Here is a 14,211-nt window from a genome sequence, read left to right on the forward strand (position 1 = left end):
CGGTTCCCCGGTCCCGTCGATGACGCAGGCGTCCAGGTCGTCGCTCAGCTTGCGGGCGAGGGCGGGCAAGTCCGGGGGGGCGAGCAGTGTGCGCCAGTCCAGCAACTCATCCAGCAGCAGCGGGTGCCGGGTGAGATAACCCGCGGCCCAGTCGCTCGCCGCAAAGATGCGTGCGACCCGGGCCAAGGTGTCCGGATACTCGGCAAGGAGCGCCATGTAGGCGCTGCGCTGGGCGATGTGTTCGATCAGGCCAAACATGCGCACGAGCGCCGCCGCGGGTGCCTTGGTTCCTGCACACGCATCGACGGCCGCCGGCAGCAGCGCTGCGAGGCGCCGCCGGCTATTGTCCGGGAGGCTGCGGATCCTAGGGCTGTTGAGCAGCGCGGCCGCCCTAGGCAATAGGTCGTCGGCGTCGGCAGGCAGGCAGGTTCGTATGCGTTCGACCAGCGACACTTCGGGATCCACCGCCCGGGCGGCACCCCCGGCGCCGGCGGCGCAGATGTCGTTCTGCCCGAATACCCCGCGGAAAGTGGCTTCGACGAACTCGCGGTGATCGTTCAGCTCCCGCTCGAACGAGGCAGCATCGGCGTAACCCAGCGCGTGCGCCAGTTCCGCCCGTCGTTCGGCATCCTGGGGCAGCAGGTGGGTTTGCTGGTCCTCGCGATACTGCAGGGCATGCTCCACCCGCCGCAGGAATCGGTACGCGTTTTCCAGGCGTTCGGCCTCATCGGCCGACAACAAGCCAGCGTCACGTTCGGCATGCAGCGCCGGCAGCAAGCCCCGCACGCGCAGCGTCGGGATGCGTCCGCCGCGCACCAGCTGCGAGAGCTGGACCACGAACTCGATTTCGCGGATGCCCCCCTCGCCGAGCTTGACGTTGTCGGCTTGGGTGACCTGTTCGCCCGATCCGTGAAAGGAACGGCGGTTCCAATCTTCCCGGATTCGCTCACGCAGCGCTCGCAGCGCCGCCAGTGCATCGAAGTCGAAATACTTGCGATAAACGAAGGGACGGCACAAGGCCTCGAGCTGGACGGCTTGCGCGGCGGGGTTGCTTCCTTCGAAGGCCTGCGCCTCGATGCGCCTGGCCTTCAACCACGCGTAGCGCTCCCATTCCCGGCCTTGGGAGATCAAGTAGTTTTCGAAGGCATCCAGGCTCCACGCCAGCGGCCCCGCATCCCCGTCCGGGCGCAGCCTCAGGTCGGTGCGGAATACGTGCCCGTCGGCGTCGATTTCCGATATCACCGGCATCATCCGGCGCGTGAGCCGGCCGTAGAACTCATGGTGGGAGATCGGGCGGCGGCCGTCGGTTTCGCCTTCGTCGCCGTAGAGCATGACGAGGTCGATGTCGGAGGAGACATTGAGCTCTTCGCCGCCCAGCTTGCCCATGCCCACAATGAGCATTTCCTGCGGCAGGCCGGAGGAGGCTTCGCGGGGGATGCCGTGTACCTCGGCCAATTCCGCCGCGACGCTGCGATAGGCCTCGGAAATGGCGAGGTCGGCCAGGCGAGTCATGGCGCCGACCACCTCTTCCAGCGGTGCCAGGCCGGCCAAGTCCCGCACCATGATCACGCAGAAGACGCGCTCGCGCAGCTTGCGCAGCACCGCGCGGCAATCGGCTACTGCCAGGGGTCCGGGCCCCGGCTGGCCGGTGCGGCTTGCGCGGAGTTCGTCGAACCACGCGGCCAGCGTGGCGGCATCCACCGGGGCGCGTGCTGCTTGGGCGACCCACTCGCCGAAGCCAGGCTGGGCGTCGATGCGGCGGCGCAGGTGGCCGGACCAGGAGAGTGCAGGGGCGAGGAGGGCGTTTTCAGGCATCGTGGAAATGTGGCATTACGTAACAATTGTGCGCCACTGAGAAGTTTTGTGCAGAAGCCAGCATAAGACAAGCCTGCCGGTATAAGCTTTAGCCTTTCTTCCATCCACGCCGTCGTCGCTGCGTCGACGGAACGCCCCCTCGTTTCGCCGCCTCTCGTCTTCGTGCACATCGATTTGTCGTATTTCTATCGCGTCGTCCTGCGGCCGCTGCTTTGGCTGGTGCTGGCCGTCTATTTTCTGTTTGTCATCGGGCTGGTCATGCTGCGGTACGCCGTCTTGCCTGCCATCGACGAATACCGCCCGGGCATCGAGCGGCTGGTTGGACGCACCCTCGGTGCGCCGGTTTCCATCGCCAAAGTCGAGGCCGAATGGCTCGGGCTCAATCCAAGCTTCGAACTTTCGGCCGTGCGCATAGCCGATGGGGCAGGAGAGCCGGTGCTGGAGCTGCCCCGGGTATACGCGATTTTGTCTTGGCGCAGCCTGTTGGTGTTGCAGCCGCGGCTGCTGCGGCTAGAGATCGACCGACCTCGGCTCGACGCGCGGCGGGACGAGCAGGGCCGGTATTGGGTGGCTGGTCGCATCGTCGACCTGGATGCCGATGACGGGTCTCACGATTGGCTCGCGTGGCTGCTCGCCCAGCGCGAGGTATCCGTGCGGGATGCGGTCCTGCGTTGGGACGATGCATTGCGCGGCGCGCCTACGTTGGAGATCTCGCAGATCGCCTTGACGCTGCAAAATGTCGGCCGCAGGCATCGCGCGGCGTTGCGCGCGACGCCGCCTCCACACATGGGGTCGACGCTGGATGTGCGCGCCGATTTCGTCCATGGCTGGTTCACCTTGGACCCGGCGGACCCGGATCGATGGCGAGGGTCCGTCTACGCGGTGATGGATCGCATGGAGCTCGTGCAATGGCTACCCTGGATCGACGCGCCAGGCAGCCTGCAGGACGGCACCGGCACGCTGCGCGCGTGGTTGGACTACGAGCGCGGCCGCATCCGCAGCGCGACGGCCCGGGTCGCAGTTGCGGGGCTGCGCACAAGGCTCGCGCCGGATCTGCCCCCGCTGGCGCTGGCGCGCGCGGAGGGCACCGTCGAGCTGAAGGCGACACAGGAAGGTTATGAGTTCGATGCGACCCAGCTCGACGTGCGCGCCGAGGATGGGCGCGCGTTGCATCCCGAGCGGTTCGCGGGGCGCTGGGCCCCGGCGCGTGGCGAGACGCCGGCAGCGGTGCAATTGGACGTGGCAGGCGTCGACCTGGCCTCGGCCGCATTCCTGGCAGATCGGGTGCCGCTCGCAGAGGGCGCGCGCGCGTGGCTCGCCGAGCTCAAGCCCGATGGCCGCATCGATGCGCTACGGCTGACTTGGGCGGGATCGCCGGCCGCAGCCTCTCTTGAGTCGGCGTCGGCACGCTTTTCGGGACTCTCTTTGGCGCCGGCACCGGAGCCTGCGGTCAACGACGGCCATCATCCCCAGCGCCCCGGGTTCTCGAATCTGCAGGGGGTGCTCGAAATCGATAGGCAAGGAGGCCGCATCGAGATCGACGCCAAGCATGCGGTACTGCGTTTCCCGGGCGTGTTCGCCGAACCGGACCTGCCCATGGAAGACTTGCGCGTCAGGGCTGCGGCGCGCCGGATCTCTGGCGATGCCTGGACGGTCGATGTCGAACGCCTGGAGTTCGCGAACGGGGGGGTGCGGGGCAGCTTCAGCGGAAACTGGAGCAGCCAGGGGCGTTCCCCCGCCGGAACGCTCGACCTGCGCGGTAGGCTCGAGCGCGCCGACGTCCGGGAGGTCCATCGCTACATTCCCATCGTCGTCGGGGATAGTATCCGGACTTGGCTGCGTCATGCCCTCGTGGCCGGTGAGGCGCAAGACGTAGACGTTCGCTTGCGCGGCGACCTCGACGGTTTTCCGTACGGCGGCGATACGACGGGCGAATTCCGCGTGGCTGGCCGATTCGCGGGCGTGACGCTCGACTACCTCCCCGCACCGCTGGCCGACGGCGACCTGTGGCCCCGCCTGGAAGAACTGGCGGGCGATCTGGTATTCGACCGGGTCTCGATGACGGTCGATGCCCGATCCGGCCGCGTGCGCGTGAACCGCTCGTCGACGGTTGCGCTGGGCCGCACGCGCGCCGGCATCGCCGACCTGACCGGCAATGCCGTGCTGGAGATCGCAGGCGAGACGCGCGGCCCGGCGCCGGCATTCCTGACTTTCGTCAAGTCGTCGCCCGTCGGCCGCATGATAGGCGGCGTGCTGGACGAGGCGTCCGCAAGCGGCAGTTTCGTCGTGCCGATTGCGCTGCGCATACCGCTGGCGCAGGATGCGCCGCAAGGGGAGCACGAGGTCCAGGTCAAGGGCGAGGTCAGGCTGGCGGGCAACGGCTTCAGCCTGGCGCCATCCGTGCCTCCCTTTTCGGGACTGACCGGCACCGTGGCGTTCGATGATCGTGGCATCGCCTTCCGCGACGTGCGCGGCCTCGCCCTGGGCGGGCCGATACGACTGTCCGGCGGGCCCCAGCCCGACGGCTCCGATCTGCTGCAGGCCGAAGGAACGGCGGAGGCCACGGCGTTGAGTTTCTGGTGGAAGGCGCCAGGCATGGCGCGCCTTGCGGGGCGCACCGCCTATAAAGTCTCGGTGCGCATCGAGCCGGACAAGGCGCCTGTGGTGCTGGTCGAGTCCGACCTCGTCGGCATGTCCATCGACCTGCCGGCGCCCCTGGGCAAGACGGCCCAGGAGGCGCGCCCGTCCCGGCTGGAGTGGAACGGTTCGGCCGCGGCGGGGGCGACCCGTAGCGACTGGTTCGCCGGCAGCCTCGGGCCGGCCGTCAATCTCCATATCGAACGCGACCACGATGCGCAGGGAGCGATCCGCGAGGTGCGGGGTGCCGTGGGCATTCACCGCGCGGCCACCATCCACGGGCCGGGGCTGAGCGTGAGCGCGCAACTGCCGGAGGTGGACGTCGATGGCCTGCGCAAATTGGTCGAAGAGTTCAAGCCTGACCTGGCGACCGGGGAGGCGGCGGGCAAGCGCGCGCTCGATGTGCCGCTCAACCGCATCAGCCTTGCCACGCCGCTATTGCGGGCCCATGGACGCCAGCTTCGGCAGGTGAATCTTTTCGCCACGCGCCAGCAGGGCGCCGGGGGGACGAGCTGGCGCGTGGATGTGGAATCGGCCCAATTGGCTGGGCGGCTCTCGTGGGCGGAGACGGGCGGGGGTGCGGGGCCGAGCCGGCTCACGGCCCGGCTCTCGAGGCTGATGGTCGACGCCGAGGCCGAAGAGGAGGGGAGCGCGACTGCCGTCGAGGCGGACCCGGGAGACGCGGACGTCCCGGAAATCGACCTGGTTGCGGAACACTTCGAATTATTCGGCAAACGGCTCGGGCGGCTCGAAGTGCTGGCGCAGCGCGCAGACCGCGGCAGGGAATGGAGGCTGCGCAAGCTCTCCGTCACGAACCCGGACGCAGAGCTCGACGGCACCGGAGTCTGGAAAGTGGCGGCGGAAGGAGCATCGCAAGGCAAGCGCGCGATGTCGCTGGATGCCGTGCTCAAACTCCACGACGCTGGCGCATTCCTGGATCGCATGGGCGTACGCGGCGCCATGGCGGGGGGAACGGGCACGCTCTCGGCCCAGGTGTCGTGGAACGGCCTGCCCTATGCGCTAGACCTGCCAAGTTTGTCCGGGACGCTGGAGCTGTCTTTGGACAAGGGGCAGTTCCTCAAGGCGGAGCCCGGCATCGCCAAGCTGCTGGGCGTGCTGTCCCTGCAGTCGCTGCCTCGGCGCGTGACGCTGGACTTCCGGGATGTCTTTAGCGAGGGGTTCGCCTACGACACGATCCGGGCCCATGCACGGATCGTCAATGGGGTGGCGCATACCGACGATTTCAAGATGAACGGGGTCAATGCCACCGTGGTCATCGCCGGCGATACGGATCTCGCGCGTGAGATCCAGAAACTCCATGTGGTGGTCGTGCCCAAGCTCGACGCCGGGGCAGCCTCGCTGCTGTACGGCCTCGCCGTGAACCCGGCCGTCGGCCTGAGCGTGTTCCTTGCCCAACTGCTGCTCAAGAACCCCCTGTCGGAGGTCCTGGCTTATCAGTATGAAATCACGGGAACGTGGACCGATCCCCAGGTCACGAAAGTGCAGCCGCCCAGGGCCCAGGGATCGGACTCCTCCCCTGGGACGCACCTTCCCGGGGTCGAGCATCCCACACCCTAGCGTTCTGCGCGACAATAGCCCCATGTCCTGCCACCAGTCTGCCGGGAGCCGCTGCCCATGACCGAGACCTCCGTGCGCGTTGCCGCCATCCAGATGGTGTCCACGCCCGACGTGGAGCGCAACCTCGCCGATGCGGAAGTCCTGATCGCCCAGGCCGCGGAGCGGGGCGCCCACCTCATCGCCCTGCCCGAATATTTCTGCTTCATGGGGCGTAGCGATCGCGAGAAAGTTGCGATACGCGAGCGCGAAGGAAACGGCCCGATCCAGGCGTTCCTGGCAGACCAGGCGCGCCGGCATGGAGTCTACCTGGCCGGCGGCACTCTGCCCTTGGAATGCCCGGACCCCGACCGGGTGTACAACACGTCCTTCGTGTATGGGCCGGACGGGCGGGTGCTTGCGCGCTACGACAAAATCCACTTGTTCAACTTCCGGCGCGGCACCGAATCCTACGACGAAGCGCTGAGCATCCGGCCGGGCACGGCTCCCGCCAGTTTCGACGCTCCCTGGGGGCGGGTCGGACTGTCCACCTGCTACGACCTGCGCTTTCCCGAGCTTTACCGGGCATTGGGCGAAGTGGACTTGATTTTGGTGCCGGCCGCCTTCACCTACACCACGGGCAAGGCCCATTGGGAGACCCTGCTCCGCGCCCGCGCCATCGAGAACCAATGCTACGTGCTGGCGCCCGCGCAGGGCGGCGCGCATCCCAATGGTCGTCGTACCTGGGGCCACGCCATGCTGGTCGATCCCTGGGGCGAGATACAGGCTGTCTTGCCCGAAGGCCCGGGCGTCGTCGACGGCACCCTCGATCGTGCCCGCATCGCCGACGTGCGCTCTGCGCTGCCGGCGCTGCGGCATCGTGTACTGTAGAGGTTTGGGTCCAGGCCCGCTTCACCAAGAATTTGCTCCGCCATCTATGCAACTTGTCGAACCCCACATCCAGTCGCTCGCCATCGCCAAATCTCTCTTGCTCGACCCTTGGGGGCTGACCGAAGCCGATCTTTCGCGTGCCATCGCTGAGATCTTCACGCACAAGGTCGACTATGCGGACCTGTATTTCCAGTACACCCGGAGCGAGGGTTGGAGCCTGGAAGAAGGGATCGTCAAGACGGGGAGCTTCTCCATCGAACAGGGCGTGGGCGTGCGCGCGCTGAGTGGAGAAAAAACCGCCTTCGCCTATTCCGACACGCTGTCCCAGGATGCGCTGCTGTCGTCCGCCCGGGCGGTGCGCTCGATCGCGCGCCAGGGGGCGGGCAAGGCCAAGGTGGCCAGCCGTTATCGCCAGGCGGAAGGGCGGGCGCTCTACCTGCCCCAAGATCCCTTGGCATCACTCTCGGCACCGGAAAAGGTCGGGCTGCTCGAACGCGTGGAGAGGATGGCCCGCGCGCGCGATCCGCGAGTGGTGCAAGTAATGGCTGGCCTCGGCGCGGAATACGATGTGGTATTGGTGGCGGGCAGCGACGGTCGGCTGGCGGCCGACGTGCGGCCGTTGGTGCGCCTGTCGCTGACCGTGATCGCCGAGCAGAATGGACGCCGCGAAGTCGGCCACGGCGGGGGCGGGGGCCGAACGGGCTTCGACTACTTTACTGACGACCTGCTCGAGCAGTACGTGGAGCGTGCCGTGCACGAAGCCTTGGTCAACCTGGAGGCACGGCCCGCCCCTGCCGGGGAAATGACAGTGGTGCTCGGGTCGGGGTGGCCCGGCATCCTGCTGCACGAAGCCGTGGGGCACGGGCTGGAAGGGGATTTCAACCGCAAGGGGTCCAGCGTGTTCTCGGGCCGCGTCGGCGAACGCGTGGCCGCCAAGGGCGTGACCGTGGTGGACGACGGCACTCTTCCCGGGCGCCGAGGCTCGCTCAACATCGATGACGAAGGCAACGTCTCCCAGCGCAACGTGCTGATCGAGGATGGCATTTTGCGCGGCTACATGCAGGATGCCCTGAATGCCCGGCTCATGAAAACCGCCGTCACCGGCAACGGGCGCCGGGAATCCTTCGCGCACCTGCCGATGCCGCGCATGACCAACACCTATATGCTCGCGGGCGACAAAGACCCCGAAGAGATCGTGCGCTCGGTCAAGCGCGGACTGTACGCCGTCAACTTCGGGGGCGGACAGGTCGACATCACCAACGGCAAGTTCGTCTTCTCGACGTCCGAGGCCTACATGATCGAAGACGGGAAGGTCACCCACCCCGTCAAAGGCGCCACGCTGATCGGCAACGGCCCCGACGCGATGCACCGGGTCAGCATGATCGGCAATGACATGCGCCTCGATTCCGGGGTGGGCACCTGCGGCAAGGACGGGCAAAGCGTGCCAGTCGGGGTGGGCCAACCCACCTTGCGCATAGATGGGCTGACGGTGGGCGGCACGGCTTGAGCGGCGTGACCACCGTATACGAAAAAGAGAGAGAGGACGCCAACGCTTTGGCGGCCCTTGGGCTGCCGTTTCCGGTGTGACCGTGCGTAGGCCGAGATCCGGAACACGTCCGTCGGCCTTGCCGGGAGCGTAGCGGCTGTTGGGGGCAAGACGTCTTTCCCCAATACGAAGGATGGTCACGTGACGTGACAGGTTCTGCTATATCATGCGGACACACCTACTCAGATGCGTTCGCATGAGAGCCGTTCAGCGGCGGGGTTGCTTCGTACCGATGTCGTCTGATCCAATGCGCCACCCATCTTTGTCCTGCGCCAATACGGCCCTCAAGCTGTGCCCCCACTGCGATGCCGTTTATACCCGGGCGGCCCTGTCCCCGGGCGAACGCGCCTATTGTCGTCGTTGCGGTGCCGAGCTGTATCGCAACAACGATGCCCGCTTCGCCGCGCTGTTCCCGATCGTGCTGGCTGGGCTCATCGTGTACGTCATCTGCAATGCCTTTCCCATCGTCACGATGGAGATCCAAGGCGTCTCGACGCGTGCCACCGTGTGGGGCGCGGTATGGGCGTTGGCGCACGAAGAAATGTTGTCGGTCGCGATGCTCGTGCTCGTTACGACCATGCTCGTCCCGCTGCTCGAGCTCAGTTTGCTCGCGTACCTGCTCGGGCCGCTGACTGCCGGGCGAGTGCCGGCCGGTTTCGATGCCATCGTGCGCTTCATTCGCCTGGGTCGTCCTTGGGGGATGATTGAGGTCTTCCTGCTTGGCGTCGTCGCCGCGATGGTGAAGCTTTCCGCGATGGCGACGCTCATCCCCGGCCCTGCGCTCTGGGGATTCGGCGCGCTAACCGTGCTGCTTGCGATCATCGTCGGTTTCGAGCCGGCAGATTTCTGGGAGTATGCCGAGAAGATCGAGCTTTCAGGGCGCGCCGGTACAGTGGAGGAGGGTTCGTGAGTCCCGTGCGAACGGCACCGCAGGTGGGCGTGATGGCGTGCCAGCACTGCACTGCGGTCTTCCCGCGTTCCCGGGCGGGGAGTCGGTGTACGCGTTGTGGCGCGACCCTGCATTGGCGCAAGCCTGACAGCCTGAGGCGGACTTGGGCTTTTCTCCTGGCAGCCATGGCGCTTTACCTACCGGCCAACCTCCTGCCTGTCATGACTACCGGAACGTTGTTCGGCACGCAATCGAACACCATCATGAGCGGCGTGCTTTACCTGTGGGAGGATGGGTCGTACTTCGTCGCCGCCGTCGTCTTCTGCGCCAGCATCGTCATTCCCCTCTTCAAGCTCGTGGTGCTGCTCATGCTGGTCGCCACCACACAGTTTCGCTCCACCTGGCGCCCCCTCGAGCGAACTCAACTCTACGCTTTGGTCGAGCTGGTCGGCCGCTGGTCCATGGTGGACGTGTTCGTGGTCGCCTTGCTGGCCGCGCTGGTGCAGGTAGGCCCGCTCGCCACGGTCAAGCCCGAGCCCGGTGCGATCGCCTTCGGTGCAGTGGTGGTGCTCACCATGTTGGCCTCCATGAGTTTCGACCCCCGCCTCATTTGGGACCCAATAGACACCCATGACAGAAAAGCCTGAAACTCCTCCGGCCTCCGGCCTGGAAGCGCCCATGCGCCGCTCGCGGCGCCGCTGGCTGCCGTCTCTGGTGTGGATCGTTCCCATCGTCGCCGCATTGGCCGGTCTTTCGTTCGCGCTCGACGCTTGGCTCGAACGCGGTCCTACCATCGAGATCAGCTTTCGTTCCGCCGAAGGCATCGAAGCCGGCAAGACGAAGGTCCGCTACAAGGATCTCGACATCGGTCGCGTGACCGCGATCAATTTGGCCGACGACCACTCGCACGTCATCGTGGAAGTGGAACTGACCGACGATGCCAGCGGCTTTGCGGTGGAAGACAGTCGCTTCTGGGTGGTCAAGCCCCGCATTGCCGCGAGCGGCGTCAGTGGCTTGGGCACCTTGCTCTCGGGGGCCTACATCGGGGTCGATGCAGGGCGCTCCAAAGTGCGCGCAACGTCCTTTGTGGGGCTGGAGGTCCCGCCCATCGTCACGGCCGATACGCCCGGCAAGCAGTTCGTGCTGCGGGCCAAGGACCTGGGTTCGCTGGACATCGGGTCGCCGGTGTACTTCAGGCGCGTCAACGTGGGGCAAGTGGTCGCCTACGACCTGGATGAAGACGGCAAAGGGGTCACGGTCAGGGTGTTCGTCAAATCCCCGTACGACGCATTCGTGACCACGAGCACGCGGTTCTGGCATTCGAGCGGCGTCAACCTGAAGCTCAATGCCGACGGGCTCAAGCTGCAGACGGAGTCCATCGTCTCCGTCTTGCTCGGCGGCGTGTCTTTCCTCGATTCTCCCCACCTTCCGCCGGGCGAGCTCGCGCAGAACGATGCAGAGTTCGAGCTTGCTGCCAACCAGGAGGAGGCATTCAAGATCGAGGACGGGCCGCCCACCAGTTTCGTCATGTATTTCGACCAGTCGGTGCGCGGGTTGTCTCCCGGGGCGCCGGTGGATTTCCGCGGGGTGGTGATCGGCGAAGTCCGTTCCATCGGCATCGAGTTCCACAGGGAAACCAACTCCTTCAGGCTGCCCGTGGTCGTGGATTTGTATCTGTCGCGCTTGGGCGTGGGCGCATTGGCCCATCCCGGGGCGTTGAGCGAGGAAGCCCGCACACGGCTGCTGAACGACCTGGTCCGGCGCGGCATGCGCGCACAGCTGCGCAACGGCAATCTCTTGACGGGGCAGTTGTACGTGGCGATCGACCTCTTCAAGGATGCCCCGCCGCCCAAGCCCGGGCGTCACCATAACCTGCAGGAGTTTCCGACGGTTCCAGGCACGTTCGACGAACTGCAGGGCAAGCTGGCCGAAATCGTCGCCAAGATCGGCAAGGTTCCCTTCGATACCATCGGTCAGGACTTGTCCGCCGCGCTGGCTGGAGTGCGCGCGACCGTGGCATCGGCAGACAAGCTGGTGCAGCGACTCGACGGGCAGGTTGCGCCCGAGATCCTTGCCGCCATGCAGGATGCCCGCAAGACGCTGCGGGCTGCCGAGGGCACATTCTCGGCCGATGCGCCGCTGCAGCAGGACCTGCGCCGCGCCCTGCAAGAACTGACGCGCACGGCCAATTCGCTGCGGCAGCTGACCGATTATCTGGAGGAGAACCCGCAGTCGCTGCTGCGAGGAAAACCCAAGGAAGACCGATGAAGCATATCGTACTGACGATGGCGGCCGTGGCCGGCTTGAGCGGGGTGTATGGATGCGCGACGCCTCCCGTTCCCCGCATCTACACCTTGCAGGGCGAGATGCCGGCCCCGGCGAGCGATGGGGCGCCCGACATGGTGATCGAGCTCACGCCCGTCGCGTTGCCAGAACGCCTGCGCAGGCGCCAGATCGTCGTGCGGCAAGACGGCGCGCAGGTGCAGATGTTGGAGCAGCATCGATGGTCGGCCTCGCTGGGTGACGAGATGCAGGACGCCTTGTCATCGGCACTGCAACGCCGGCTCCGCGCGGTAGACATGGCCCGCGGCGGCATCGCCGGCAAACCTGATTATCGGATCAGCGTCGAGTTTTCACGGCTCGATGCGCGCCTGGGTGGGGCAGTGCAGGCGGAGGCGGCATGGTCTGTCAAGCCGACTGCGGCCACCGCTGCGCAGGTTTGTCTTGGTCGGTTCGAACAGCAAGCCTCAGGGGCAGAGGTGTCCGACGTCGTGGCCGCACACCAGCGCGTGGTAGCGCAATTGGCCGATGCGATTGCAGCAAGTGTGCGGGCAGCGGCCAGCGGCACGCGCGCGACGAACTGCGCCGCGGGCTAAGCCGCCCGCATGGGGAGGCCAGTCAGAAACGTTCGTCCGCCCGCAGGTATCGCCACTGCCCCGGCGGCAGGTCGCCCAGCACGACGCCGCCGATGCGGACGCGCTTCAAGCCCACCACCTTCAGGCCGACCAGTTCGCACATGCGCCGGATCTGCCGTTTTTTCCCTTCCCTGAGCACGAACGACAGCTGATCTTCGTTTTGCCAGCGCACTTTCGCCGGCCGCAGCGGTTTGCCGTCGAGGGAGAGGCCGTGATTGAGCAATTTCAGCGCGCTGTCGGGCAGGCGCCCCGGATGCATGTGCTGCACCCGCACGAGATACTCTTTGTCGACAGTGGAATCTTCGCCGATCAGGTGCTTGGCAATGCGGCCGTCCTGGGTCAGGACGAGCAAGCCGACCGAGTCGATGTCCAGCCTCCCCGCAGGTACCAGGCTGCGCAAATGGGCAGCCTGGAAGCGGATGGGAACCCGGTCTCCTTTCCAACGCGTGCTGGCCTTGATCAGTGCCACTGCGGGCTGGTAACCGTCCTCGGCCTGCCCGCTGACATAGCCCACGGGTTTGTTGAGGAGTATGGTGACGCGCCGCGCCTGTTCGGCAGATGCGGCGCGTTCCACGCTGATTTTCTGGTGGGGCAGTACCTTGCTGCCCAATACCGAGACCACGGCGCCGTCCACGCGTACCCACCCGCGGCTGATCCATTCGTCGGCCTCCCGGCGCGAACACAACCCCAGTTCGGACATGCGTTTGGATAAGCGGACGGGTTCAGACATGCGGGGTTGCGGAAAAGACGAAAGAGAGAGGAGCTTATTGCTAGTTTAGACGATGGCTCCGGCGTGCCCGATGGGCGGCGCCGGGTTAAGCTTCGCTTCCATGAACGAAATGCAGTCGATTGCCTTCAGTCCGGACGACATCGCCGCCGCCGCCCGGATCATCGCCGCCGTGGAGGCCGGGACCACCGTTCGCGACGTGGAGCATGCGGGCACCCGCGTGCGCTGGCGGTCGGCGGGCGAGGGACCGCCCCTGGTGCTGCTGCACGGCGGCCATGGCAGCTGGAGGCATTGGATCCGCAACGTCCAAGCGCTGGCGCGCCGATATACCGTATGGCTGCCCGATCTTCCTTCCTACGGCGAGTCGGGGACGTTGCCACCGCCGGGCGATTGGGACCAGCTCATTGCGACCACGGCCGCTACGTTGGACCAACTCGTCGGTGCGCATACCGAGATCCACCTAGCGGGCTTTTCCTTTGGCGGGCTGTGCGCAGCGCGCCTGGCGGCGCACCGGGGGCACGTCGACCGGCTCGCATTGCTGGGCGCTGCGGGCCACGGCACGCCCCGACGGCAGCAGACCGCCATGGTCAACTGGCGCCGGGCGTCTGGCGAGCAGGCGCTGCTCGATGACTTGCGCCACAATCTGCGCGCCCTCATGCTGCATGACGAACGCCGGATCGACGCCCTCGCCATGGCCGTGCACCGCCAAGCCTGCGAAACCACGCGCTTCCGCAGCAAGGCTTTGTCGCTGGGCAACGCGATGACCCCGCTGCTGGACCAGTTCTCCATGCCCATGCTTCTGCTTTGGGGCGAGCACGACGTCACCGCTTATCCCGATCGGGTCGGGCCGATGTGGGTCCAGGGGCGGCCTGAACGGACGTGGCGGGTCGTTGCCGACGCCGGCCATTGGGTGCAGTTCGAGCAGGCCGAGGAGGTCAACGGGCTACTGCTGGAGTTTTTCGGCTGACGGCGCCCTTCGGCCCGCTTCGGGATGCCGTGGGCGCCAGCCCCGGACCGTACGGCGGGGCGGGCACAGGCTATCCGCCCATGTCGCGACAGGACTGCAGCCCATGGCCGGGAACACCCCGGCGATGCCTCAGTGGCCGGAATGCAACAGGGCGGGCCGTGGCAATTCCCTGGGAAAAGCGTCCGCGCGATCGCCGGCCGCCGGTTTTAAAAGTACCCGCCACTTGCTCAGGCTTTTCATGCCTGCTACGATATATTTCATGAACTACGC

Annotated in this window: 10 protein-coding genes; 8 read left to right on the top strand and 2 right to left on the bottom strand. The window is 66.4% G+C overall.

Annotation, left to right across the window (positions count from 1 at the left end; translation table 11 throughout):
* Window positions 1-1,815 (bottom strand): bifunctional [glutamate--ammonia ligase]-adenylyl-L-tyrosine phosphorylase/[glutamate--ammonia-ligase] adenylyltransferase (gene glnE / locus IRZ12_RS09020; protein WP_296467490.1); only part of this gene is annotated, 1,815 nt, incomplete at its 3' end.
* A 162-nt stretch (window positions 1,816-1,977) separates the two neighbouring features.
* On the opposite strand from glnE, the gene IRZ12_RS09025 reads away from it, so the two are divergent.
* The 7 genes from IRZ12_RS09025 (at window position 1,978) to IRZ12_RS09055 (ending at window position 12,208) form a co-directional block, all read left to right on the top strand.
* Window positions 1,978-6,030 carry a YhdP family protein gene (locus IRZ12_RS09025; protein WP_296467493.1) on the top strand — a complete coding sequence of 1,351 codons (4,053 nt, stop codon included), beginning with the start codon at window positions 1,978-1,980 and terminating at the stop codon, window positions 6,028-6,030.
* A gap of 57 nt (window positions 6,031-6,087) precedes the next feature.
* The gene (locus tag IRZ12_RS09030) at window positions 6,088-6,897 is read left to right on the top strand and encodes a carbon-nitrogen hydrolase family protein (protein ID WP_296467495.1); all 810 of its coding nucleotides are present in this window, start codon (window positions 6,088-6,090) and stop codon (window positions 6,895-6,897) included.
* 46 nt (window positions 6,898-6,943) lie between these two features.
* On the top strand, window positions 6,944-8,404 hold the full coding sequence (tldD, locus tag IRZ12_RS09035) for a metalloprotease TldD (RefSeq protein ID WP_296467501.1): 1,461 nt from the start codon (window positions 6,944-6,946) through the stop codon (window positions 8,402-8,404).
* A 271-nt stretch (window positions 8,405-8,675) separates the two neighbouring features.
* Entirely contained in the window at window positions 8,676-9,353 is a 678-nt protein-coding gene (locus IRZ12_RS09040) for a paraquat-inducible protein A (protein WP_296467504.1), read from the top strand.
* A complete protein-coding gene (locus tag IRZ12_RS09045; RefSeq protein WP_296467506.1) occupies window positions 9,350-9,979 on the top strand; it encodes a paraquat-inducible protein A in 630 nt (209 codons plus the stop codon). The genes IRZ12_RS09040 and IRZ12_RS09045 overlap by 4 nt, the downstream gene beginning before the upstream one ends.
* The gene (locus IRZ12_RS09050) at window positions 9,963-11,600 is read left to right on the top strand and encodes an MlaD family protein (protein WP_296467509.1); all 1,638 of its coding nucleotides are present in this window, start codon (window positions 9,963-9,965) and stop codon (window positions 11,598-11,600) included. The genes IRZ12_RS09045 and IRZ12_RS09050 overlap by 17 nt, the downstream gene beginning before the upstream one ends.
* The gene (locus tag IRZ12_RS09055) at window positions 11,597-12,208 is read left to right on the top strand and encodes a membrane integrity-associated transporter subunit PqiC (RefSeq protein ID WP_296467512.1); all 612 of its coding nucleotides are present in this window, start codon (window positions 11,597-11,599) and stop codon (window positions 12,206-12,208) included. Before IRZ12_RS09050 ends, IRZ12_RS09055 begins: the two co-directional genes overlap by 4 nt.
* Before the next feature lie 22 nt (window positions 12,209-12,230).
* On the opposite strand, the gene IRZ12_RS09060 is transcribed toward IRZ12_RS09055, so the two are convergent.
* Entirely contained in the window at window positions 12,231-12,977 is a 747-nt protein-coding gene (locus IRZ12_RS09060) for a pseudouridine synthase (protein WP_296467515.1), read from the bottom strand.
* 100 nt (window positions 12,978-13,077) lie between these two features.
* Here IRZ12_RS09060 and IRZ12_RS09065 point away from each other — a divergent pair, with 100 nt between their 5' ends.
* A complete protein-coding gene (locus tag IRZ12_RS09065) occupies window positions 13,078-13,941 on the top strand; it encodes an alpha/beta fold hydrolase (protein ID WP_296467518.1) in 864 nt (287 codons plus the stop codon).
* The last annotated feature ends 270 nt before the right edge of the window (window positions 13,942-14,211 follow it).

The organism is Pigmentiphaga sp., from assembly GCF_019689535.1.
Taxonomy (GTDB): Bacteria; Pseudomonadota; Gammaproteobacteria; order Burkholderiales; family Burkholderiaceae_B; genus Pigmentiphaga.

Excerpts from the sequence above, each read along its gene's own strand:
- IRZ12_RS09030 (WP_296467495.1), top strand. The coding sequence starts at position 6,088 with ATGACCGAGACCTCCGTGCGCGTTGCCGCCATCCAGATGGTGTCCACG.
- tldD (WP_296467501.1), top strand. The coding sequence starts at position 6,944 with ATGCAACTTGTCGAACCCCACATCCAGTCGCTCGCCATCGCCAAATCT.
- IRZ12_RS09040 (WP_296467504.1), top strand. The coding sequence starts at position 8,676 with ATGTCGTCTGATCCAATGCGCCACCCATCTTTGTCCTGCGCCAATACG.
- IRZ12_RS09050 (WP_296467509.1), top strand. The coding sequence starts at position 9,963 with ATGACAGAAAAGCCTGAAACTCCTCCGGCCTCCGGCCTGGAAGCGCCC.
- IRZ12_RS09055 (WP_296467512.1), top strand. The coding sequence starts at position 11,597 with ATGAAGCATATCGTACTGACGATGGCGGCCGTGGCCGGCTTGAGCGGG.
- IRZ12_RS09060 (WP_296467515.1), bottom strand. The coding sequence starts at position 12,977 with ATGTCTGAACCCGTCCGCTTATCCAAACGCATGTCCGAACTGGGGTTG.
- IRZ12_RS09065 (WP_296467518.1), top strand. The coding sequence starts at position 13,078 with ATGAACGAAATGCAGTCGATTGCCTTCAGTCCGGACGACATCGCCGCC.